We start from the raw sequence: 24,984 nt of genomic DNA, 5'->3' as shown, positions 1-24,984 counted from the left end.
CTGTAGTTTCTATTGTTAGAGATGTTGCTGTTGTTACTATCGTTAGTGGGTTTCAGGTTACAGGTTTCAGGTTACGCTTCGATGTTCCGTTAACTGCCGGTCCGGTGGGGACAGGATATATTGTGGCCGCGCAGTTATGTTTGTTTATCTACTCACCCAAGAGACCTTTTTGGATAGCCTTCTTTGGATACTGCGAACTTCCAGCGAATAACGGCAAAGTGGAAATTCCTTGAAGACAAAAGTCGAAGGTCGCACAACCTGAAACCGCGAAGCTCAACCATAGGAACAACAGAAACCCTTCTAATCTTTAACCGAATACTATTATAAAACAGCTTATTATTTTTGTGATTCTTGATCATAATGTATTATCTTCGATACCATTGTGCATTCATTAGGTGGAAAAAGAGAAATCCGCGTTCATTGATCAAGACAATTAAACAAACGGATTGCCGCCGGCAGTAGGGGAAAATAAACTGTCAATTACCGGCAACCGGGATTAACCTAATATCAAACCATAAAAATGATTTAGCCTATGGATGCAAAGCAAAACAACCATCTGCGCATGTTCATCAATACGCAGACGGCGATGGACAATTATTCCGTAAAATGGAACGTGATTCCGGTGTTTTTGGCCCGGAAGAACGAGTTCGACGAAATCATTCAGCGGATTGTTGCCCAGAACGAAAAAACCAACCCTGCCAGTGTAGCGGTCACCGAGAACAAAGCCGATGTGCGTAACGGAGTGGCCGAGAAAACGGTCATCATTTCGGGGATTTTGCAGGCTTACGCCGCTATGAACGATGACCCGGTGCTGGCCGACAAAGTGAAAATTACTGCTTCGGAATTGCGTAATTGCCGCGAGACGGAAGTGGAGACCATGGTTACGCCAGTGATAGCCGAGGCCCGGAACAACATGGCGAACCTGACCGATTACATGCTCACCGAGGATATGATAGTGGAGGTGGAAACGAGCCTCGATAATTTCAAGGCGCTCATTGGGCAGCCGCGCACCATCCGCAACAAGGCGTTTGCCGCCAAAACGGTGTTGGGCGACCTGTTCGACGAAGCCAACAACCTGCTGAATAACCAGCTCGACAAGCTGATGATTCGGTTCAAATTTACAGACCCAGACTTTTATGAGGAGTACACCCGTGCACGGGTTATTGTTGATTAGTTTCCGCGGCACGAGGTGAAATGAGTAAAGCCCCTTCCCGGCCCCGACAGGACGAAGGAACAGGAGAGAAGGATTCCCCCGGTGCTGTGCCGGAGACAGTCACCGGGGGTCTTTAAAGGGCCGATGATCGGAAGGAGCTACAACCCACCTAGCGGAACCATCCCGACGAGTAACGGAAACAGGTGAACGATGAGCGGAAACAACTTCCGAAGGACCGGAAAACAGTTCGCGTGCAGCGGAATGAACTCCGGCGGCAACGGAAAGGTCTCGGCAACTGCCGGAAAGTCAGTTTCGACTGCCGGAATTACAGTCGCACGCAGCGGAAACAACTCAGCGGGTAACGGAAACTACTTCGACTGGATCGGAATGAATGATGGAAAGGTACGAATGAACACCTTGGCATCATGTTTAAGGAAAAATATGCACACTACGGATACAATTGATAGTGGTTATTTAAACTGCTTTAACGAGAATAAAACTCAAAGTTATGCAATGGAGTGAAAAAATAAGTAATGTTTTTTATTCAACCCCAAGAGATGGGAACATGAAAAATCAGCTCTGGATGGATAGAACCGAAGAAAAAATACTTGAGCAATTGACTGATCAGTTAGGTGTAAATATTTGTATTGATGGGCCAACCGGAACTGGAAAATCTTCTTTAGCTCTAACTGTTTTAAAAAGGAAAAAGATAAATTTTCTGCTTATTCAGATTACAACAAATATGACATGGAAAGATTTTTGTTTAAATCTACTTAGAGCAAAAAAGAATGAAAATAGTACACTAAAAACATCAATAGATGCTGGATTAGATAAAGGGTTACCTGTTTTTAAAGTTCACTTTGGCATTACATCCAATGATAATAGCTTAGAAAATTTAGAGTTAGAAGAAAAAACAGTAGCAAGTTTTACTGATCACAAAATTTGTGAAATAATGAAAGAAGAAAATATCACTCTTTTAATCGATGATTTTGAACGAGCATCGGATGAAATCTTAACAAACATTGGAGAAATGTGCAAACTTCTAACAGAGAGCTATGTTAATAAAAATGCTAGATTGATTATTGTTGGTACAGATGATATTTTCCGAAGATTAATAAATTTTAATAAATCTCTAGAAAATAGATTAAAAGAAATTAGCTTGGGAACGATAGCTAATAGACAACAATCATGGAGATTTCTAACACAAGGATTTGATAAATTAAACATAAGTCATATTGAGAAAGAATTCAAAAAGGGATATGCTACTAAAGAAGACTTGGGAATATGTAAGCAGTATTGTTATGAAGCCGCAAATGGTCTGCTTAAAAGTTTAAATGAGTTAGGACTTGAAATAGCATTGAAAGGTGAAAATAGAACGAGAATAAGCAAGGCTGATATTGTGAATACATGCAAAAAATATCCTCCCAACAATGTAAAACGTTTTGTAAATATATTTCCAAAGTTAGCAGCAGTCATTAACAATAACGATATCGTAAAAGAGGTTTTACTGTATTTATATCAAGAAGGTATAGGGCAAATCCACAATTGGGATAGTATTTCTAATCATTTCTACAATGTTTATGAATTTGAGCAAGTGGAAAATGCAATATGTGAATTAGTAGATGCAGACTTCCTCACAAGAACCGGATATAATGGTGAAGTATTATTTGTAACTAATCCCACGCTAGCACATACTCTTGCTGTTGTTATGACATATCCCGACAAATATAGAGCACCAAATTCCTTGAAAAACAATGAAGGACAACTTGTGATACCTTTTAAAAATAAAAACAACCACTAGCGTTTTGTATATTGCATAGCAGGTTGTATCTGTATACATGGCTTGGATTACCACAGTGTATGTAGCCCTAATCGGATAGACAATCACTCGCCAGCCACTATGACAATATAAAATTTACCGTTAGTAGTCATTTTAAAAAACAAAGATATGTTAACAAAAAAATATTTGAACAGTGTTAAAAATCTACCTGCAATTTTAGATAAGATTATAGAAGGCACAGCTCCTGAAAAGTTTACAACTGAACATTTAAAGAAAATTGGTTTTGCTAGTAGTAATGACAGAGCGGTTGTGGGACTATTGAAAGATTTAAAATTTTTATCGGATGATGGAACTCCAACTCAACGTTATCATGACTACAGAAACACATCAATATCTTCAAGAGTTTTGGGAGAAGCAATTAAAGAAGCATACTCTGAAATTTTTCATTTAAATGAAAAGCCTAGTGCAAATGATAAACCAGCTATTGCAGGCTTATTCAAATCTACACATAATGTCAGTAATCAAGTCGCTGGCTTCATGGCAAACACTTTTTTAACATTACTTGAAAGAGCAGATATAGAATCGAAGTCTACTCCATCTAATAATTTGAAAGAAAAATTACCTGATACCCAGAAAGAAATAAAGAAAGAAAATCCGACTAAACCAGCTTTTGCTCAACCACCAATTGTCCCAAATTTGAGATATAATATAGAAATACATTTGCCTGCCACAAAAGATATTGAGGTCTATAATGCAATTTTTAAGTCACTAAAAGCACATTTAATAGATGAGTAAGAATATCAGAGAATGGATGTTTAGGGCACTGATGTTTGAGGCTGAGGCAGAAAGATTTAAATCTGCAGGTATAAGAATTGGTGCGGACCAAGAAAAAGTTGAAAAATCTTTACTTGAAGAAATTCTATCTCCCTTCCCTGTTGGGACTAGAAATGAAGCTTTAAGAATGGCAAGAATTTATACTCTCTTAAATTGCTTTGAGAACTCTGTTCGAGAATTAATCAAAGAGAGATTAAAAGAAAAGTATGATTCTGACTGGTGGGAGAAAGGTGTACCTAAATCTGTTCAAAACTTTGCTCAAAAAAGACAAGAGACGGCTATGCAAAACTCTTGGCTTGAGGGAGATAATACTGAAATTATTGAGTTTGTTGAGTTCGGACACTTATCCGATATTATAGTAAACAATTGGGTGAACTTCTCAGATTTGATTCCATCACAACATTGGATTAAGCAAAGAATGGACGAGTTGGAAAAAGCAAGAAATTACATTGCTCATAATCGCCTGTTACTGCCATCTGAATTTAAAAGAATAGAACAATATATTAGAGATTGGAATAAACAAATTGGATTTTAAAAAACTGCTGCTAATATTTTGTTGATTATATTGCGGGTGCGGTGCTATGTCGTATTCGGATTTTGGCATCGCCATCCAGTCCTCGTGGACATGAATGCTTTTCGATTTCAAAACTTCGGAACGCTCCACAATATGTACCAACTGTTAGCGATTTAATTTATTCGAAAACCTTTTTTCAATCAGATTGATGACAACAACATAAATTAAAAACACAATGAAAAAACTTCTTTTAACAACCATTGTAGCCTTGGGTGTAGCGTTTACCTGCCAGGCGAAGAAAACGGAATTATCGCTTCACCTGCAAAAGGGGAAAGCGTATACTCAGATAACCGATTCGCATGTTACCATCGACCAGCAAGTGCAGGGGCAACAGATGAAGATTGTGATGGAAATCAAAGGCAGCATGACCTTCAAGGTGACAGCAGTTACCGCTGCGGGCTACCACATGGATGTGCAGTACGACAGCCTGGGCCTGTCGATGCAAATGCCGCAGGGAAGCATGGAGTTCAGCTCGGAAAAGAATGATGCGTCGGATGTCTTCTCCTCGGTTTTGAAGGCCATGAAAAATCGTCCTTTCCAGGTAGCCATGACCAAACAGGGAAAGATTACCGAGGTGAAGAACCTCGACAAGCTGTTCGACTCGATGTTCGCGGATTCACCACAGCTTCCCGAGCAACAGAAGGCACAAATGAAAGCGCAGCTGGTGCGCTCGTACGGCGAAGATGCGTTTAAAGGAAATGTAGAGATGACCCTGGCCATTTATCCCGATAAACCGGTTGCTCCGGGCGATACCTGGGTGATGGAAAATAAGCAACAATCGGGTATGCCGATAGAAATTACCACGACGTACACTTACAAAGCCAATGAGGGGAGCGATTACCTGATTACGGGCGATTCGAAAATTAAGACATCCGACCCCGACGAGTTTGTTGAAAACAACGGCATGCAGATGAAATACAACATGGACGGAACGATGACGTCGGAGATAAAAGTAGACAAGGCAACCGGTTGGATAAAAGAAGCCAGGCTGAAGCAGGAAATGCAGGGCACGACGATCATTAAAGCCAATGCGCAAATGCCGAACGACATGCAAATTCCGATGACGATGCACAACGAAATGACATTTACCGATAAATAACCACCGGCAACAACCGGTTGATTTCATAACCAACGAATGAAACTTGTGAGCCGTTGTGTGAGAATGAATGAGGTGAAGATTTTTCAGGCTTTATACCCCGGCCCTAAAGGGGGAAGCCTGAAAAATCGGAGTTTCCCTTTAGCCCCGAATTCCCGGGAGAGGGTATAAAACTTTGATTTTTCTCTACCTCGAGTCTTATCGCACAACGGGTTGCTTTAAATCCAAACAATATGACGACCAAACAAAAAATTCTACTGGGCCTGCTGATACTGGGCCTCGTCTTTTCCAGCCTCGTACGGCTGCAGTTTAACCTCTCCGACGGGTTTGTTTCCCACGGCGTATCGATAAAATTCATTCCGCTACCGCTCTTCGATTACGCCGGGCAATCGGGCGACTTATCGTTGACTTCGACCATTTTTGGCTACCTGTTTTTCCTTCTGGCAGGTGTGTTATTGTTCCTGAAAACCAGAAAAAATAAGCTGCAGCGAAGGCTGTGGTTGGGTTTTCTGTTCATCACCTTATACGCCACTTATTTCGAGTGGACATCGCTGATGCAGGACATCAATTTAACCTATGCGGGCCAGCATTTGCGGATGGGACCGGTGTTGTTCCTGCTGGGACTGGTTTTGTATATCCGGAGTTACCGGACCCACCGTGGCAAACGCGAAACGTCCAGCGCACCTTTGGTGTCACCAACGGAGTCGTGAATATGAAAAAGCAGGGCATTTTATTATTAATGTTCGTTGTTTTCTCTGCTGGTAACGTATTTGGGCAAACGAACCGGTTTGATATTGGAATAGAAGTAGGAGGAGGCCTGGCATCGTTGAGAGACAATGACAGTTATAAGGAATACGGCAGTTCTGATATTGGATTTTTAGGAGGAGTAGTTGTTCAATATAACTTCCCGAAATTGATATCCATCCGAACAGGACTGTTTATTGACCAGAAGAGGATAAATATAGATTTTCCGCTATATGGGGTTCCTACTCAGGAGCCGGAAAATATACGGATGTACTATCATTTTAACTATCTAACCATACCACTGCTTGCCCGGTTGACATTCGGAAAGAAGATTAAATTTTACACGGATATTGGTCCCTCACTTAGTCACTTGACAAAAGTCGAGTTTGGGTTTGATGGGTCAGGGGAATCGGCCGATTTTACAAAGTATTATAAGAAGTGGAGTATTGGTTTGTCGGGTGGTCTGGGAGGTGGTATTGAAATCAATAGAAGAATGGTGGGAACAATAGAGTTGCGACACACCATGGGGCTCAATGATATTAATGATCCTGAAGTTAGTCGTGCGAAGACAAAAATAAGTTCAACAAATTTATTGGTTGGCGTGGTATACCGGCTGGGCAAGAGAAGTGAGAAATAGAATCTAATAAGAACCTAACGAAGATGAAAAGAGTAGTACTAGCTCTATTGGTGGTCTTCTCTGTGCATTTTGGTTTTGGGCAGAAGAAGACGAACATTGTTTTCATGATGGAAGGCGAGTGTCATGTGGTTTTAAATCATATCAGGAGACAGGTGCAGAATGATTCGTTGTCCGTTCAGTATTTTCTGAAGAATTATAAAATCATCGACAACCGTATAGCCAATATTCGCAAAAAGGATTTTAAAGATGTTGTCAGGCTATTGAATTTGCCCGAAAACGAGGATCTTTTTTGTGTTTGGAAGTCGGATTATCACAAGAACACATTGCTTCGCGCAGAACCTGATTCGGCTAAACACTAGTTTGCCACACACGGTTTTCTGGCAGGGGTTCTGTTTCAATAGCGGAAGGATACCGCTGTGCACTTTTTGGAATCATCGTCTAACGCCCGACCACTTTTCGGGCACCAATAAACTGATTAATCACAATTAAACATAATAGATTTCTTTTTACGGCAACACAAGCTACCGCTTCCGACGGAATAAGCCCTCAACATTTCCTGCATTTTTCGGTTTACTTCCTGAGCTTTATACCAGTGTTCGCATTAAACGAAGGAAAGCATGTACATCAAATGGATTGTTTGCCAGGTGAAGGAGGGAATGAGGGAAGCTTTTTCCCGTGCGCAGGAGCAATGGATTTCGACAGCTGAAGCGGAAGGATTTCTTGCACAAGTCGGTGGATGGAATATCGAAGATAAAAATGAAGCCTGCATCATTGCCTTTTGGGAAAGCCGGGAGCATCTGGAGCAATTCATGGCGAATCTGCACGATCGGATTTTTGAAGAGAACCGTCAGTCGGCGACCTACCACACCATCAGCGTCAGTTATTTCGACAGCCTTCTGGAAATGGACGGGCAGGCTGATTCACTGAAAGAAGCAATCAGGAACAGTAGCCTGTTACGCATCGCTGATTGTGATGTTTGGCCTGAAAGCGTAAAGCATTTTGAAGCGGTACAGCGCTCGGTCTGGTTACCGGGTATGAAACAATCGGAAGGGATGTTGGGAGGAATGTTTTCCAAAGCATCGAACCAACCGCATCGTTACCTGGTTTCCACGTTCCGGGATTCCGCAGAACATCATGACCGGTACGCCAACGAAAAGGTGCCGGTTTTAAGAGAAAAAGCTGCCGTGGGACAAGATTTGAATCATATTACCGGGAGGCAAATTGCACTGGAGGAATCGTGGAGAGTGATTCCATAACATATCATCTGCAGTTGTCTAACCTGTTTTTAATGGCTCCCCTAATCCTGATAATGGCGTATATTTATGTAAGGCATTTTGTCTGAACCGGTTTATTCCCCCGGAACCGGTCAGCATATGAAACTGAATTAAACGTCCAAAATCATGAAATCACTGCTCATTCTCGTCCTTGGGATATTCCTGATGCATCCATTGCGGGCGCAGGAGAATGTAAAAGTCACGTACATTTCCAATGAGGGTTTTCTCACGGAAACGGGTGGCACGAAAATACTCATCGATGGTATGTTTGGGCCGGTAGCCGGAAACTGGTGCGATTCACCTTCGGCGGAAACGGTTGATGCGATGCGTCATGCCCGGCCTCCATTTGACGGGTTGGATATTGTTGCTGTCACGCACCAGCACCAGAATCATTTTGATGCTGATATTGTCGCTGACCATCTGATGAGTAATCCAAAAGGGAAAGTCATCTGCCCCAAACAGGTCGAACGCCTACTGGCGCAATGTCCGCAGTGGAATAACTTCCGCTACCGCGTTATTACGGTCACACCGGAGTTTTATTGCGATACCTGTCTCGACGTAGCAGGAGTCTCTGTCCGTGTGTTGCGTCTGGAGCACAGTCACTACATGGAGGAAGACACGGCTACCGGAACAATGGTTAACCGGCATCAAAACATTGAAAACCTGGGCTACCTCTTTCAGGTGAATGGTAGGACAATCTTCCATTGCGGCGACACCAATCCGGTGAACGAAAAAGAATATGAAGCCGCGGCATTAAACCGGGAAAACATTGATGTAGCTTTTCTTGAGCGTATGTTTTTCACGAAAGGCGAAAAATCCCTCGACATTCTGAATCGCTGCATCCAACCCAAGGTGATTGTGGTGATGCACGTGGCCCCCAACAATCAGCGCCTTTTCGCTGAGCATTTCAAAGAGCAAACGGATGTAAAAGTGTTTGAGCAGAAAATGGACACTATGATATACAGTTTCAATGAGTAAACCTGTCTTACGAATAATTGTATCAGGATAACAGAACAGGAGTTATGCTGTACACACAAGTCCGAAAATTGGATTGGGCAGAGGCTTCTGTTAATCATAATCACATTTATACTGTTTTTTTTTGCAATCTGTGAACATTATGGTCTGTATGAACGCTGTAGTAGTCGGATATTCGTTTATGGATTCTGCATGATTAAACGTAAATTTAGAGTCGTTTTAAATAGCATGACATTTACATCAAACAAGATACAATAATGACTATTACTGAAAGTACAGGACAGGTTCCGTTTAGCGCATTTCTCAACTCGCTGAAGGAGACATTGAAAAGTGTTTTTTATGAGCGGGACAACATTGAGAAATTTATTCAGCAACGGGGTTTTCCTGCCTTAGTATTGCGTGACATCATGTCCCGGAATCCGTTATCGGTAGCCATTCCTGAAGCCTATGGCGGCAGGGGCGTGAAGGTAAAGGAATGTTTGGGCGTTTTGGAAACGGCGTCGTACGAGTCGTTGCCGTTGTCGTTGGTATTCGGCATCAACATGGCTCTTTTTCTGGAACCGGTGGTGAAATATGGCCAGGATTCAATCAAAGGCGACATCTTCAAACGATTCATGGAGAAGCAGAACATGGGGGGACTGATGATTACCGAGCCCGACTATGGCAGCGATGCTCTAAACATGCATACGTTTAATGTAAAAGAGGGGGCAAAATATCATATTCAGGGAACCAAGCACTGGCAAGGGTTGACAGGTATGGCCGATTATTGGCTGATGACCTCGCGGCCCAAAATTGGGGACGACAGGTTGGGACGCGATATCGACTTTTTTGTTTGTGACGCGCATCAGCCCGAGCAGCGTATTGAAGTAGAAGAGTATTACAACAACATCGGGCTATATCCGATTCCTTACGGGAAAAACAAGATCGATATCAAAGTACCCGAAGAGAATAAACTGAAGCCGGAAACCACCGGATTGAAACTGATGATGGACTTGTTGCACCGCAGCCGGTTCCAGTTCCCGGGTATGGGAATGGGCTTTATTCACCGGATGCTGGATGATGCCATCGGGCAGGTGACTTCGCGTTTCGTGGGAGGTAAGTCACTGATGTCGCTCGACCAGGTGAAACACCAGATTTCCCGTATTCAAAGTGCGTTTACCATCAGTTCAGCTATGTGTTCGCGCAGTGCCGAACACAGCGGTATAGAGCATGATTTATCGCCCGATGCGGTGGAAGCCGGCAGTATGAAAGCATACATCACCGACCTGATGCAGGAAGCGGCTCAAACGCTGACGCAGTTGATGGGAGCCAATGGTTACAAAGCTGAGAGCGTGGGCTCACGGGGCATTATGGACTCTCGTCCGTTCCAGATTTTCGAAGGCTCGAACGACATGTTGTACACCCAGATTTCGGAAGGCGTACTGAAAATGATGCGCAAGCAGAAAGTGATGAATCTGTTGGATTTCTTCCAGTCGTACAACCTCACTGATCGCGCGGCTGATTATTTCAAGTCACTGGTGAACTTCAAGGTTGATTTCGATTTGCCTCAGCGGAAAGTGGTCGACCTGGGCAAAATCATCAGCAAGGTGATTGCGGCCAATCACGTGGTTACGTTGGGAGCAAAAGGTTTTCGCGGCGATTTGATTCAGGAAAGCATCGAAACCATCCGGCACGACATTGCGATGCTGGTGAGCTCATACAAGTTTCAGACACAAACGGCTCCGGTAGTCGAATATCAGGAGAATAGTTCGTGGCTGAAGTTCAGCTAAGCGTTTCAATCAAAAATATGTGAAAGGATGTCATCGCTCTGAGGGATGACATCCTTTTTTTGTCTGGTATCTTTCTTAATACTTGAAACTCTTCTTCAATTAGATATTTCACGCAAAAAGCATAACGATTTTTCCCGCTAAAGCAGAGATCATCCGCGGATGGACACGGATAGTATTAACAGATTATTCATACTTTTCCATTCGATGAAAAGTATTGCAAAAATCTTGTCAAAGTGATCCTTCCACCCGCGTCACGGTTATTTTCTTCCCTACCCACAATCCTGAATCCCCGCCAAAAACCGCTCCCCCCAACTCCTGCCCGGGCAACTTTGACGGGCAAACGCACGTATCGCCTATGGGCGATGTAGGGGACGAATCATTTAAGAAGTTGCTATGTATATATTATCTGTAAGGCTTCGAGTAACAGAAAAAACATCGTAACTATTGGAGCACAACTAAAATAAAGCATAACCTGAAACTTGAAATCGCGTAGCGTAACCTGAAACCTTTTAACGATAGGAACAACAGAAACCCCTTTAACCTGAACCCTCGCAGCTCAACCTGAAATCGCTAAGCGTAATGCAGAAGAAGTCTATATAAGCAGGCAAATCGCTGATGCGCTTAAATTTCAGCTATCTTGTGCCAATTGAATGACAATAGCATGAATAAATAAAAAGCTGAACGTTGCCTGACACGCAGTGGCGGCATGAAGGATTTGAAGAGGAAGAAGAGATAATTTCCCACCTGCCGGAAGTTCCCAAAGGTCAAAAAGAGAATACCCGTAAGCCACCCTACCCGTAGATTCCAACGTTTACTGAATAACAAACTACATTATGGCAAACACTCACTCGTTTCATATTCCTGTTATGGGAATTGGATATACCATTGATACCCCCTTAAAAGTTGCGCATCTGGGCATTGATTCCGTCATTTCACTGGTGGACGACATGCTGTTGGAGAAACTGCGCAAAATGTATTGCGAGAAGTTCGAAATGCCTTACCAGGAAATCACGGAGAAGATTGAAGATTTCCGGGCTAAGCGGATTACTTCCTATCTCAACCTGATGAACAGTGTGGCGGAACGCAAGCTCGAAGAGTTGAAAAGTGCGGCATTGGGGAAGAGAGAGGAGATAAGGGAATATATCAACATGTTGCCGGATAGCTCGTCCATCAAGCAGGAGTTCAAAAAGCGAACGGCAAAATATGTCAATTGGGATGAAGTTGGTAGTTGGCTCCGGGAGAATCTTTCGCTGGGAAGCATCGACGTGAACATCATGACCAAGATTGATAAAGACAATTACCTGAAAAAGGAAAAACTGCCGGTTGAATATAACGATGCGCACGCTGCGTTGCGTGGATTTGCCCAAAGCAATTTGCATTCGAGCATTGTCCTCTCGGCGGGGATGAATCCGCGTTTGTACAGTTACCTGGAAAATTTCGATGACTTCTATCCGGATGCCAGCGGTTACATTCAAAAGAAAATTGTGCTGAAGGTAAGTGATTACCGTTCTGCTTTCATCCAGGGAAAATTTCTGGCAAAAAAGGGATTGTGGGTTTCGGAATACCGGGTTGAATCGGGATTGAACTGCGGTGGTCATGCTTTTGCCACCGAAGGTAACCTGATGGGACCCATCCTGGCCGAATTCCGGGACAACCGGAAAGACTTGATTCAGGGGGTGCACGAAATCATGGTACAGGCCCTTACTGCAAAAAACCGTGTAGTTCCGGAGAAAGAACTTCCACTGAAAATTACGGCTCAGGGAGGTGTTGGTACCGCTGAAGAGCACGAATTCCTCATCGATCATTATCAGATTGATTCAGTGGGATGGGGGTCACCCTTTCTGTTGGTTCCGGAAGCCACCAGCGTGGATGATGAAACCATGAACAAGTTGGCAGATGCCAAAGAGGGCGATTTGTACCTAAGTAATATATCGCCATTGGGCGTGCCGTTTAATAATCTTCGTGGTAACACGAAAGATGTAGAGAAAATGGCCTGGGCCGAAGGTGGCAAGCCGGGAAGTCCGTGTCCGAAAAAATATGTGGCGCTGAATAATGAATTCACCGAAAAGGGAATTTGTCCGGCCTCTCGTCATTACCAGCTGCTGAAAATGAAAGAGCTGGATAAAGAGGGTATGACACCGGAAGCTTACCAGGAAAAAGTAGACCAGATCATCGATAAATCGTGTATTTGTGTAGGACTGGGAACCTCGGCGTTGAAAGCACACCATCTCGACACCATTGACGAAGGAGAAGGAGTATCCGTTTGTCCCGGACCGAATATGGCCTATTTTGATAAAGTAGTTAGTCTGAGAGAGATTACCGATCACATTTATGGTCGCGGTAATATGATGGCGCGGGCTGACCGACCCAATATGTTTGTAAAAGAACTGAAGATTTACCTCGATTACCTGAAGGATAAAGTAGACGAGACTAAAAAATCGGTGACTGCAAAACAGGAAAAATACTTATCTTCTTTTGCGAATAATCTCGATAAAGGAATTACCTATTACCAGGGACTGTTTAGTTCAGCGAAAGAGAAATTCAACGACACCAAAGCAGGCATTTTAACCGAACTGGACAACAGCAAAAAGACGCTGCAACGTCTGGTAGGAGAAATTGAAAGTTTGAAGTAAAAAATATCCCCGCCCGTTGCAATGCATCAGGCGGGGAATTCTACACTTAGATGGATAGTTGGCTTTCAGATAGAATCAATCCAATGTCTCACGTTCATTAATAAACGTTCTTAAATCTATCCATCATTGGTTTATCATGCTCCAAAAATTTCTCTGCCAGTGAGTCGGAATCCCCGTATTTCTTTTGCAGTAAGCGCAACTGAACGGTCAGCGAATCCCTGACTTGCCTGTAATCCGGGTTGTCGTATACATTCTGCATTTCGTCCGGATCGTTTTTGAGATCATATAACTCCCATTCGTTGACATTGTAATAGAAGTGGATGAGTTTATAGCGCTGTGTCCGGATACCGTAATGTCTTTTCACGGCATGCCAGCCGGGATATTCATAGAAATGATAGTAAACCGCCTTTCTCCAGTTTGCCGGTGCTTCTCCACTAAATAACGGTACCAATGAGGTTCCCTGCATGTAGTCCGGTTTCGGAATACCTGCCAGGTCGAGGAAAGTTGGACCAAAATCGAGATTCATTGCCATGCCATCGACAAGGGTGCCAGGCTTGATTTTGGGCGGATAGCGCATCAGCAGCGGCGTCCGGAACGACTGTTTGTACATGAACCGTTTATCAAACCAGCCGTGCTCACCTAAATACATCCCCTGGTCAGAGGTGTAGACAATCAGGGTATTATCGAGCAATCCAGCCTGTTTCAAGTAATCCAGCAACCGGCCCACATTCCGATCAACGGAACGGATACACCGGAGGTAATCTTTGACGTATCGTTGATATTTCCAGATAACGAATTCCCGGTGCGTCATTTTCGAGGTATCTACCTGGGCATCTTCGTTGGCGTAAAACCGGAGTACGGTGGCACGCTGAGCACTGTCCATGCGGTTAAGCTCACGGTGCAAATCGGAAGGTGCGTCGTTGGGTATCGGTCCCGATGCATTATATTTCAGGTCATTATACAAATGCATGTTTTTGTCAATTTCCATCATCTGTTCGTGAGCGGCTTTTCCACGTCCGGAATAGTCGTCGAATAACGTGGCCGGCAAAGGAAGGTCTTTGCTGAATTCATGGAAATCCGTCGTATCTGGCAGCCAGTCGCGGTGCGGCGCCTTGTTGTGAATCATCAGACAGAATGGACTGTTCTTATCCCGCATACTCGAAAGCCAATTAAGCGCTTTGTCCATGGTAATGTCAGTCGCATAGCCGTGCGCCCGGGCTGTGTCGCCATTGGTAATAAAATCGGGGTTATAATAATTCCCCTGACCAATCAGGATGGAAGAGTAATTGAACCCTTTCGGTTTGTTGAGCAGGTGCCATTTTCCAACGATGGCAGTTTGGTAACCCACTTTCTGCAACAGCATAGGGAAAGTGGGTATCCCCGAATCGATGCGCATGGAAAAAGAGTTGTCCCTGGCGCCGGTACGGTGGCTGTACTGGCCGGTAAGAATCACAGCACGGCTTGGGCTGCAAAGGGAATTGGTGACGAAGCAGTGATCGAAACGTGCTCCCTGGTTGGCAATTTGGTCAATGTTGGGCGTTTGAATCAGCTTTTGATCGTATGCACTGATGGCCTGGTAGGCATGATCATCACTCATGATGAAAATGATGTTGGGCTTTTTAGGCTCCGGTGTCTTTTGGGTACAGGCAGAGAACAAACTTAAAGCACCCAGGCCGGCGGCTGCAAGTGTTTTCCCTTTTAAACGATGAGATTCCATAACCTAGTGTTTAGCGAGTTATTTCTGCCAGTTTATCCTGGCTGATTGTACATCTCTTGAATTTCCGCCAACCATGATTTCGAACTCACCCGGTTCCCAGTCGTATTTCAAATCGTAGTTGTAAAACTTCAGGTCGTCGGGAGTGATGTTGAAAGTTATTGTATGGGTTTCGCCAGCTTTCAGGTCGATTTTCTGAAATCCTTTCAATTCCTTCACCGGACGGGTTACGCTTCCCACCATATCGCGGATGTAGAGCTGAACCACCTCTTTGCCATCCCTGTCTCCCGCATTGGTTACCGGAACTGAAACGGTTAACGTCTGATCACCTGTTAGGGAGTCGCTACTCAGCTTCATCTTACCATAATCGAAGGTAGTATAACTCAGGCCAAATCCAAACGGGTAAAGCGGATCATTCGAAACATCAAGATAGTCGGAGCGGAATTTCGTGAACCATTTTCCTTCCGGAAGCGGCCGACCTGTATTTTTGTGGTTGTAGTAGATCGGTACTTGTCCCAGGTTTTGCGGGAACGTAGCCGTCAGTTTCCCGGAAGGGTTGACATCGCCAAAAAGCACATCTGCAATAGCGTTACCGGCTTCTGTTCCACCAAACCACACATCGAGGATGGCGGGAACATGTTCCTGTTCCCACTTAATGGCCATTGGGCGACCATTAAAGAGCACCATCACCACCGGCTTTCCTGTTTTGAGTAACGCTTTAAGTAGTTCGCGCTGGTTTTCAGGTAGCTCAATATGCGACATGCTGGAGCTTTCCCCGCTCATTTCAGCGGCTTCGCCCAAGGCTGCTACAACCACGTCAGCTTTGCGGGCCGCATTGACCGCTTCACGAATCATTACATCAGCCGGACGGTTATCCCGGTAGGTGGGTTTACCAAATATGCTTACGCGCGCTTCCAGTGCTGAGTCGGCAACCACGTTGGTGCCCCTGGCGTAAATCACTTTCACCTTGTCACCCGCTACATTCCGGATGCCGTCCAGCAGCGAAACTGAATTTTTGAAATCGCCTGCCACACTCCAGGTCCCGTCCATGTTTTCGCGGTTATTGGCTAAAGGTCCAACGAGGGCGATGGTTCCCTTTTTCTGTAATGGCAAAATATTCTGGTGATTTTTCAGTAAAACAAAACTCTGAGCAGCCGTCTCACGTGCAATCCGACGGTGTTCAGGCGTGAAAATGTCTTCTTTTGCTCTTTCTGTATCGCAGTAGCGATACGGATCATCGAAAAGTCCCAACTTGTATTTGGCTTCGAGAACGAGGCGGCAGGCACGATCAATTTCATCCTGTGTGATTTTTCCTTCTTCCAGCGATTTTTTTAGTGTCGTAACGAAACCTTCGCCTACCATGTCCATGTCGACACCGGCTTTCAGCGCCAACGCCGAAACCGTTTGTAAATCGCCTAAGCCATGAGAGACCATCTCATTAATGGCAGTAAAATCGGTTGCCACGAAGCCTTTAAAACCCCATTGCTTGCGCAGAACCTCGGTCAGTAACCATTTGTTGGCGCTGGCCGGGATACCATCAATCTCATTAAAAGAAGTCATCACACTTCTGGCTCCTGCATCCACCGCAGCTTTATAAGGCGGAAAGTATTCGTTGTACATGCGGATACGACTCATATCGGTGGTGTTGTAATCACGGCCGGCTTCCACTGCGCCGTACAAAGCGAAATGCTTCACGCACGCCATAATCGTGTTGTTTTTCGTCAGCGAATCGCCTTGATAGCCTTTTACCATGGCTTTGGCAATCTCGGCTCCAAGGTACGGATCCTCACCGCTTCCTTCGGCTACTCGTCCCCAGCGCGGGTCACGCGAAATATCAACCATCGGAGAGAAGGTCCAGCAGATTCCGTCGGCACTGGCCTCAATGGCTGCGATGTGAGCCGATCGTTCAATCAGGGACATGTCCCAGCTACAAGAAAGTCCCAAAGGAATTGGGAAAACTGTCTCGTAACCGTGAACGACATCCATACCAAAGATCAACGGAATTTTCATCCGGCTTTGCTCAACGGCAATCTTTTGTACTTCGCGAATCTTTGCAGCGGTTTTGATATTGAAAAGTCCGCCCACTTCACCATTCTTTATTTTGGTGGCAATGTCGGAATTAGTTGCTTCTCCCGTGGTAATGTCACCTGCACCGGGTAAGTTCAGTTGTCCAATTTTTTCTTCAAGCGTCATCTGCTGCATCAAAGCATCAATCTTTTGATCCATTGGAGACTGCTGGTTTGTCGACGTGCAAGCTACAACCAAAATTGGCAGCACTACCGGCAGATAAAATCTTCGCTTTAGCTTTTTTGTCCATCTCGTCAACCACATCAAAATTGATATGGGCCTTTTCACTCGTTGCTTCATAGTGTATTTAGTCTTTATCGTTTTTCCTTATCGCTCAAACTACGGTTTCAACTTATTTCTGAATGACCAGTTTGGTTTGGCCATAGTTGTTACCGTTGACGAGTTGCAGGATGTACATCCCGTCGGGCAAAGCAGAACAGTCGAAAAAAATCTCAGTACCGGAGCCTGTTATGTTTTTCTTCAACACCATCCGTCCGTCGAGAGAGAAAACATTCACATCAACGGAACGCTGTGTATTGACAGCCGGAAAGTAGATGGTTACCTGTCCGCTTCCCGGATTCGGATATACGCTGAATTCCTGTTTGTTACTGAGAATATCGTTTGCGTCGGTTGAGGTTTGGTACTGAAAGCCGAGCTCATCTAATCCGGCCTGTACGTCGCTATCCTTCATCAGGGTGTTCCAAAGCAAACCGGTCCGGTAGTTTTCAATCATCACCACAATGGGACCTTGATCGATTCCGATGTAGGCTGGTTGCACCCAGTTTACGTTATCATTGAAGGCGTCATAAGGTCCGTACAAGCCAAATAGTTTCTGTCCGCGCTCGCGATAGAAATATTTTAATGCCTTCAGGGATTCAGCGGGCGTATAAGGCATGCTGGCCAGAGCCGCCGTCGGGCTGATGGTTCCGTTGTCGTTGTCATATGGCCGGTGTGCGGAGTAGCCATCCGGATCATCGCTGGCGGTGAGGCCCCAACACTTGTCGCTGTAATTCGGGAAATTCTTTGGATTGTCGACTGCGTAGGCGTGATGAATCTTCGCCGTGTTGACATTCTCCTGCCAGTAGTCGGCATATTGGTCTTTCAAACCGTGCGGATTGATGCCCAGAAAGGAGTAGTGAATCCAAAACAACGGACCGCCCCAATCGGGTGACAAACTGATGGGAAAATCGTAGTACGTTCGTGGGTTGACTATACTACCGTTACGAGCCCATCCCTGCTCATACACCTCTTTGGGGATGCCGTGCGTAGGAGAGGCGGCTGCCATCAGATACGTCGTGAGGCACTCATCCCAGCCCTGCACTTTCATGTTTTTGGCGAAACCGTAGTTGGGAGACCAGTGCCAATACAGCACATTTTGCCCATCCTGCCGGTACCAGTCCCAGTCTACGCCTTTCCAAAGCTCGTCAGCCTTTTGTCTGATTTGAACCGATTTGTCATCCGTTCCCGTGAAGTAGTTTTTTAGAGCAATGAGGCCTTGCACCACATAGGAGGTTTCGACCAGGTCGCCGCCGTCGTCATCGGCACTGAAGGGCTTTGTTTTATATGTGTCGGCATCGTACCAGTGGGACCATGCTCCGTGGTGACGGTCACAGTTTTCGAGGAAATTCAGGATTTTTAGAATTCGGTCCTTGATTTCGTCGCGAGGCCGATATTCCCGTTCATAAGCCACTATCATAGCCATGAGGCCCATTCCGGTGGCACCCGAAGCAGCCGTTGTTCCACTACCGTTGGAGCGTTCCAGCGCCATGCCGGTTGCTTGGTGAGCGCCGTCCCAGAAATAGCGAAACGCATACCGTTCGGTCATGTCCAGCAACTCATCATCCGTAAAGTCTCTTAGAGTAGCCGTCTGCTCAGCTGGAGTGGATTCTTTTCCTTGTGTTGTCGCAATAACACGGTAAGTGACGGTTGAGTTTTTTGCACTTGCCGGGACAAAGTCGAGGTAATAATTCTGCGCGGTTTCGCCTCTGAGTTCGAAAGTCTGACCACCATCGAATGACGCATAAATCTGGTAAGACAAATCGTTCATAGGAATGGTCCAGTTCAACTCAGCATGACTGTCGTAACCTTTGGCAGTTAGCCCGGTGACTGCCGGTACTTCGCTGATACTTTTGAATGCGGTAATTTCATCGAGCAGGATCAGCCTCGAGCTGTTATCGTTCTCCGATTGGTTGAAAATGATTCCCTTTGCTTTCGTGAAATCGAGTGTGCTGTTGTTTGTATCGTTAAAGATCACGCTTAGCGGAAAGGTAACCCGGTTCCATTGTCCGGTTTGAAGGTCGTTGTTGTAATCGGCCAGCGCGTATAGCTGGGAAGAAACTTCGGAAGTGCCACCCGCCTGAATTGCCCTTATGCCAATTAGCGGCAAGGCTGAGGCCGGGAAGGCATTATCCGTGTAAACGTAAAACGAAATGGAATCCATTCCCGAGATATCGGCAGTGGACCAGTCGTTACGAAAGATCGTAGCTTTCCAGTTTCCGTTAGGAGAGGAGGTGTAATTAAATTTCAGCGAAGTAGCTCCCTGGTAAGCCGTGGTTGAGCAGGGAACTTTATCGTCGTATTGCGGTGCTCCCGGAGGATAGGTATGCTCGAAGGTGCTTTCGCCCAGATTGGCCACATCCACCAGTCCCTGGTCGTAGTAAGTCGCGTCCGTTCCTTCCGTGAAGAAGGTCACTTCCTGTGCCCATGTGGTGCGGAAAAGCCCGATTAAAATGATGAGAACGACTAGCCTGCTTTTATTCATTTTCGGTTCAGTTAATGGTTGTAATTCAATCTTCCGCTTTTGCGGATTCGGATGTCACGGTAAATCCCAGTCTCTTCAGCCCATTTTGAACATCTTCATTTTGCATGAATAATTTCCAGAGCAAACCCGTCCGATAGTTTTCGATCATCACTGGAATCGGCCCCTGATCGATAGCCAGATAACGCGGCGTATACCAGTGGTTTGACACGCTGTAGGCGTCATAAGGTCCGTATTTGCCAACCAGTGAATCGGCTTTGAAATAAAGGTATTTCAGGAATTGCATCGATTCTTTAGGCGTATACGGAAAGGATGAGAGTGCAGCAGTCGGAGAAATCACGCCTAAATCCGCTTCCCCGGGGTGATGTCCGGCATATCCTTTCATCGAATAGCTGGAGGTCAGTCCCCATTGCTCTTTTCCATAACCTTTATATCCTTTGGGATTGTCTAGCGCATAGCGGTAATTGATCAGAGCATGGTTCCGGTTGAGTTTCCAGTAATCGGCGTATTTATCGGATAATCCATGCGGATTCAGTCCCAGATAAGAATAGTGTGCCCAAAACAGCGGCCCCACCGGATCGTTGTTGTGTTCGTAATGATTGAGAACGGTGTGAAGCCCATAATAAACAGTATCGTGCGCAATGGCACCATCCCTTGCCCAACCTTTATCATATACGCGTGGAGTAATCGGGTGCGTGGGAGAAGAAGCTGCCAGCACGTACATAATCAGGCATTCATTGTATCCGCCTACCGGGAAATTCATGTCCCAGTCATAATTGGGTGACCAGTGCCAGTACAAGACGTTTTCGCCACCTTTGGTATACCAGTTCCAGTCTACCTCTTTCCATAGTGTTTGAATATCGGAAGCCAGTTGTTGTTCCGCTGCATTGCCATCTTTAAAGTATTCAGCGACTGTCAGCAAACCTTGTATCATGAAGGCTGTTTCGACCAGGTCGCCTCCATCGTCTTTTTTGCTGAAGGGCTTTACCTCTCCGGTTTCGCCATGCAGCCAATGCGGCCATGCACCATGGAACCGGTCGGCTTTCGCCAGAAAATCAACAATTTTCCGGTAACGGGTAAATGCTTCTTCGCGGGTAATGAAACCATGTTCGACACCAACCAGAATGGCCATTACTCCGAAGCCGGAACCTCCCAATGTTACAACGTTCTTGTCATTCTGTGGATAGACATTGTCCATGTGAATTCGTTCGCGGGCCATCCCGGAATTGGGTTCGGCTCCGTCCCAGAAATACTGAAAGGTTTGGTATTGAACAGTATCCAGCAGTTGATTGTCGGTCAGGTCAGCATATTTCCCGGTATCTACTTCCTGTTTCCCTTCTTTTTTACCAGAATGAACGCATCCAGCCATCAGGAGTAGGAGTAGGCTTGTCATCAATATTTTCATATGCTCGGTGCTCTTTCAGGGATGAGAATCCCTATTTGTTTGGTTTATTCGGATGTAAAAAAAAGATTGTTTTAAAGAGAATAGAAGAGACAGATCATGTCTTGTCTGATAGGTTGTTTAGATAGAAAGAGCTGCCCGGATGCTTCCGGGCAGCCATTCCCACTGTCAGAAGAACCTATCTAATCTATAATCTATGAAAAATGACGTATGAGAACGCAGCGGATTTCCAGTTGGTGTATATTTAAAATACCACTTATTGCTGCTACTCATTTGCCAGTAGCGTTACTTCATCAGCTGAAAGTGCTTTATTGAACAGATACAATTCATCCATTTCTCCTACACATGACAAATGTCCCCATCCGGTGAACCGGGGTGCTCCTGACATAATGGAGAACAAGTCGCAACCCGTCCAGTCAATTCCGGTAGTTGTAGCGGTTCCTACCTGTTGTCCGTTGATGTAATAGGCCACGTCAGTTCCTGAAATCGTCATCGCCAGATGGATCCAGCCATTGTTAACAGCCGGGTCAACTTTAGCAGCATCGCCACCATCAACCCAGGTTTCCCCGGCACCGGTACCGACATTCACCTTTAAGTAGGCCAGGCCGCCGGAATTGTCATAGAAGAAGCGGAAACCACTTGTTCTTACGTTTTGAGCATCGGGATTTGCTGTGTCTTCCGGTCCCATCACCAAAATACCGGCATTGCTATCAATGGTTGACGGCAGTTTCAGCCAGCAGCTTGCACTGAATTCATTTCCCTGCAAGCCGGTTGTCGGGAAGGTCAGGTAAGAATCAGCGGCACCCTGGTATGCATCACCGGAAACGCCATCACCATAGGCATACGAAGGTGAACCGACAACCGTTGCAGCATCTCCGCTCACGGCATCTTTATAATTTCCGTCAAAGCCCATGTGGAACGTTGATTCTTCTTTCAACATCATGGTTTGAATTTCCGCCTGGGAAAGTGCTTTGTTGTAGAGACGCAACTCATCCATACCTCCGGTGCATGACAAATGTCCCCATCCGGTAAATCGCGGAGCACCCGACATGATGGAAAGCAGATCGCAACCGGTCCAATCGATACCGGTGGTGGTACTTTGCTTAATAAGCTGACCATTTACATAAAGGGTGGCTTCTGTTTGGGAGATGGTTAATGATACATGAATCCAACCGTTATTGGTTGCCGGATCGAACTTTGCTGCATCGCCACCATCAACCCAGGTTTCGCCGTCTCCGGTACCCACATTCGCTTTGATATAGGCCATACCCCCGGCGTTGTCGTAGAAGAGCCGGAAGCCACTGGTCCGTATGTTTTGAGCATCCGGATTGGCTGTATCCTCAGGTCCCATCACCAGAAGTCCGGCCGCACCATCGATGGTTGAGGGGAGCTTCAACCAGAAAGTGGCACTGAATTCGTCACCCTGCAAACTGGTTCCGGGGAACGTCAGATATGAATCAGCTGCTCCCTGGTAAGCTGTGCCTTGCTGAATACCATCCGTGAAACCAGGCATGCCAACTGCTGTTGCCAGTGTCAGGCTGTTCATCTCCCGGTATTCGTTGTTAAACGGCATGTAGAATGTTTCTCCTACATACTGGGGAACATAAGGCGGAGCTTTTGAGAAATTGACATTCGTCGTTGACGTTTTGCCATCCGTATCGGTCGCTTCAACGGTGAGAACGTGTGAGCCTGTCGTTACATTATCGTAGGTATACTTCTCCATGGCTACACGGTAGTCTTTGAAATCGCTATAGTTGTTGATTTCAGATCCGTCAACCTTCAGGGATATCGATTTGATTTCAATGTCATCTGTCACCTTAAAATCAATATTTATCGAAGTAACCGCTTCATTCGTCTGGAGTTCGTATCCGTCCGGCGGAAAGTTTACGGTAATTTGCGGCGCCGACTCATCAGTTCCCGGGTCTACCTTTGTGATTGAGTCGATATAGTCTTGCGTACATGCATTGAACAGGAAGAGTGTCAATGCAAAAACGATTAATTTACTGTATATTTTCATTTCGGTTCGTTTTTTAGTTTTGGACTCCGTCTGCCAACTGTGGTAAACTAGATATTTGAGCTGACGGGAAAGGCAAATAAGCCTTGTCCATGGTAAATGTTCTGCCTCCATAGCTCAGTTCAGCTGTATTTTTAGTCCGTACCATGTCGAAGAAACGGATACCCCACTCAGTGGCAAGCTCGGCAAATTTCTCATCAAGAACCTGCTGTGTCGTTACACCGCTCAGGTCTCCTAAAACAGCACGTTCCCGTACCATATTCACGGCTTGGTCGGCGGTCATGCTAATATTGCTCGACGCACCCCTGGTCAGGGCTTCTGCGTACATCAGCAACATTTCGGAATACCGGATGACAATGAAATTTTTATTGCTTCCCGGAGAGGTTCTCCCGGGTATCAATTCAGTAGAAGGTTGGATGAACTTACCACTTCCGAAATTCAAGCGGGGGGTATTGTTAAACACGTCGCCTTCCCTGTTGGTATTGCTAATCCAACTGGGAATGGTGCCGTAATCGTTTTGAAGTTGAGTGATGCCGTCCGGGGTGAAAACAACCGATGTCTCCAAACGAACGGTTTCACCTCTGTCGAGCATGAATTCGACATATTTCAGGGATGGTGAATAGAATCCCCAACCAGCTCCAGCTCCTGCAACTACAGGTGTCCAGGCCCCGGTACCGTATGGGGCAAACAGGTGATTAAAGCTATCACCCTGTCCCTGTCCAAAATCTGAAAACTGGAACTCCAGAATGTTTTCGTCGTTCAATTTGCCGGCTGTTTTAAACAGGTGGTAAAAATCATTTGACAAGCTAAACTTAGCGGAACTGATGATAGCTGAAGTGGCATCAACAACCCCCTGGTAATTTTCCATTTCCTGGTAAGCCATTGCCTGGATGGCGTATGCAGTGAATTGAGTAATTCCTCCTTTTACATCGGTGCGCTCGTTGGGCCTTACTGCTGGTAAATCCGGAATTACTTCGTTCATCTCATCCACGACGTACTGCATTACTTCCTGCTTATTGCTCACCGGCGTATTCTGAATGTTATCCAGTTGGTCGATGATAATACAGCCACCGAAGGTTTTGGCCAGCGTCAGGTATTCCCACGCTCTCATGACGCGGCATTCAGCAATATACTGATCTGCCAGCGCATCATTGTTGGCAGCAGGCCGGTACTTGTTGATTTCGTCGATTTCAGTGAAAACATTCACAATGGCATCATACTGGTGCTGCCAAAATCCGTTGATATTCCAATGGCTGGCCTGGTAACTGTACTTATCCTGCTCCTGCATGGGAGCCTGGTCACCGGCCGCATCAACATCGTCACCACGTAAACTGTAGGTTATAGCTCCATCCCACGACTGATCATAGAATTTGGAATACGCCCCGATGAGCGGTAAAATCATATCTTGTCCTTTCGAGTAATCCACATCACTTGTAAAGGCTTCATCTTCAAAAGGTGCATTTAATTTATCGGTACAGCTGGATACCGGTAGCATTAACAGCCCACTGAGAAGAACAGGCAGATAATAGCGTATTTTTATCTTGTTTAATTTCATCTTTT

General features: G+C 45.5%; 20 protein-coding genes. 14 read left to right on the top strand and 6 right to left on the bottom strand.

Going from position 1 to position 24,984, the window contains the following annotated elements:
* From T426_RS26045 to T426_RS0120675, 14 genes are all read left to right on the top strand, one after another.
* On the top strand, positions 1-233 hold a 233-nt coding region (locus tag T426_RS26045), incomplete at its 5' end, for a hypothetical protein (protein ID WP_211253580.1).
* Positions 234-532: 299 nt separating this feature from the next.
* A complete protein-coding gene (locus tag T426_RS25415; protein ID WP_027586234.1) occupies positions 533-1,174 on the top strand; it encodes a hypothetical protein in 642 nt (213 codons plus the stop codon).
* A gap of 189 nt (positions 1,175-1,363) precedes the next feature.
* On the top strand, positions 1,364-1,675 hold the full coding sequence (locus tag T426_RS0120735) for a hypothetical protein (protein WP_025863762.1): 312 nt from the start codon (positions 1,364-1,366) through the stop codon (positions 1,673-1,675).
* A complete protein-coding gene (locus T426_RS0120730) occupies positions 1,662-2,954 on the top strand; it encodes an AAA family ATPase (RefSeq protein ID WP_025863763.1) in 1,293 nt (430 codons plus the stop codon). The genes T426_RS0120735 and T426_RS0120730 overlap by 14 nt, the downstream gene beginning before the upstream one ends.
* Positions 2,955-3,101: 147 nt before the next feature.
* Complete coding sequence (locus tag T426_RS0120725) at positions 3,102-3,728, top strand: DUF5343 domain-containing protein (protein WP_025863764.1); 627 nt, start codon at positions 3,102-3,104, stop codon at positions 3,726-3,728.
* Positions 3,721-4,302, top strand: coding sequence for a Swt1 family HEPN domain-containing protein (locus tag T426_RS0120720; RefSeq protein ID WP_025863765.1), 582 nt, complete (start codon positions 3,721-3,723; stop codon positions 4,300-4,302). The genes T426_RS0120725 and T426_RS0120720 overlap by 8 nt, the downstream gene beginning before the upstream one ends.
* A 214-nt stretch (positions 4,303-4,516) precedes the next feature.
* On the top strand, positions 4,517-5,440 hold the full coding sequence (locus tag T426_RS0120715; RefSeq protein ID WP_025863766.1) for a DUF6263 family protein: 924 nt from the start codon (positions 4,517-4,519) through the stop codon (positions 5,438-5,440).
* A 230-nt stretch (positions 5,441-5,670) separates the two neighbouring features.
* Positions 5,671-6,147 (top strand): hypothetical protein, encoded by a 477-nt coding sequence (locus tag T426_RS0120710; protein ID WP_025863767.1) that lies wholly within the window; start codon positions 5,671-5,673, stop codon positions 6,145-6,147.
* Between the two features lie 2 nt (positions 6,148-6,149).
* Positions 6,150-6,818: a porin family protein gene (locus T426_RS0120705; RefSeq protein WP_025863768.1), complete on the top strand. Its 669-nt coding sequence runs from the start codon at positions 6,150-6,152 to the stop codon at positions 6,816-6,818.
* 23 nt (positions 6,819-6,841) lie between these two features.
* The gene (locus T426_RS0120700; protein WP_148303700.1) at positions 6,842-7,177 is read left to right on the top strand and encodes a hypothetical protein; all 336 of its coding nucleotides are present in this window, start codon (positions 6,842-6,844) and stop codon (positions 7,175-7,177) included.
* Between the two features lie 258 nt (positions 7,178-7,435).
* Positions 7,436-8,074, top strand: a complete 639-nt coding sequence (locus T426_RS0120695; RefSeq protein ID WP_025863770.1) for a YdbC family protein — start codon at positions 7,436-7,438, stop codon at positions 8,072-8,074.
* A gap of 144 nt (positions 8,075-8,218) precedes the next feature.
* Positions 8,219-9,070 carry an MBL fold metallo-hydrolase gene (locus tag T426_RS0120690; RefSeq protein WP_025863771.1) on the top strand — a complete coding sequence of 284 codons (852 nt, stop codon included), beginning with the start codon at positions 8,219-8,221 and terminating at the stop codon, positions 9,068-9,070.
* A gap of 254 nt (positions 9,071-9,324) precedes the next feature.
* On the top strand, positions 9,325-10,836 hold the full coding sequence (locus tag T426_RS0120685; protein WP_027586231.1) for an acyl-CoA dehydrogenase family protein: 1,512 nt from the start codon (positions 9,325-9,327) through the stop codon (positions 10,834-10,836).
* Positions 10,837-11,669: 833 nt separating this feature from the next.
* Positions 11,670-13,469, top strand: a complete 1,800-nt coding sequence (locus tag T426_RS0120675) for a hypothetical protein (RefSeq protein ID WP_025863772.1) — start codon at positions 11,670-11,672, stop codon at positions 13,467-13,469.
* Between the two features lie 97 nt (positions 13,470-13,566).
* On the opposite strand, the gene T426_RS24605 is transcribed toward T426_RS0120675, so the two are convergent.
* The 6 genes from T426_RS24605 to T426_RS0120645 form a co-directional block, all read right to left on the bottom strand.
* Positions 13,567-15,186: a sulfatase family protein gene (locus T426_RS24605; protein ID WP_025863773.1), complete on the bottom strand. Its 1,620-nt coding sequence runs from the start codon at positions 15,184-15,186 to the stop codon at positions 13,567-13,569.
* An 18-nt stretch (positions 15,187-15,204) separates the two neighbouring features.
* The gene (gene bglX / locus T426_RS0120665; RefSeq protein ID WP_081782378.1) at positions 15,205-17,514 is read right to left on the bottom strand and encodes a beta-glucosidase BglX; all 2,310 of its coding nucleotides are present in this window, start codon (positions 17,512-17,514) and stop codon (positions 15,205-15,207) included.
* An 88-nt stretch (positions 17,515-17,602) separates the two neighbouring features.
* A complete protein-coding gene (locus tag T426_RS25410; RefSeq protein ID WP_051569058.1) occupies positions 17,603-20,011 on the bottom strand; it encodes a glucoamylase family protein in 2,409 nt (802 codons plus the stop codon).
* 25 nt (positions 20,012-20,036) lie between these two features.
* The gene (locus tag T426_RS0120655; protein WP_234406556.1) at positions 20,037-21,401 is read right to left on the bottom strand and encodes a glucoamylase family protein; all 1,365 of its coding nucleotides are present in this window, start codon (positions 21,399-21,401) and stop codon (positions 20,037-20,039) included.
* A gap of 274 nt (positions 21,402-21,675) precedes the next feature.
* Complete coding sequence (locus T426_RS0120650; protein ID WP_025863776.1) at positions 21,676-23,427, bottom strand: LamG domain-containing protein; 1,752 nt, start codon at positions 23,425-23,427, stop codon at positions 21,676-21,678.
* Between the two features lie 13 nt (positions 23,428-23,440).
* Entirely contained in the window at positions 23,441-24,979 is a 1,539-nt protein-coding gene (locus tag T426_RS0120645; protein ID WP_027586229.1) for a RagB/SusD family nutrient uptake outer membrane protein, read from the bottom strand.
* Positions 24,980-24,984: the final 5 nt, after the last annotated feature.

It is taken from the genome of Prolixibacter bellariivorans ATCC BAA-1284, assembly GCF_000621705.1.
Classification (GTDB): Bacteria; Bacteroidota; Bacteroidia; order Bacteroidales; family Prolixibacteraceae; genus Prolixibacter; species Prolixibacter bellariivorans.
Note: the sequence above shows the minus strand (reverse complement) of the source record. Positions and strands in the feature narration are given on the sequence as shown.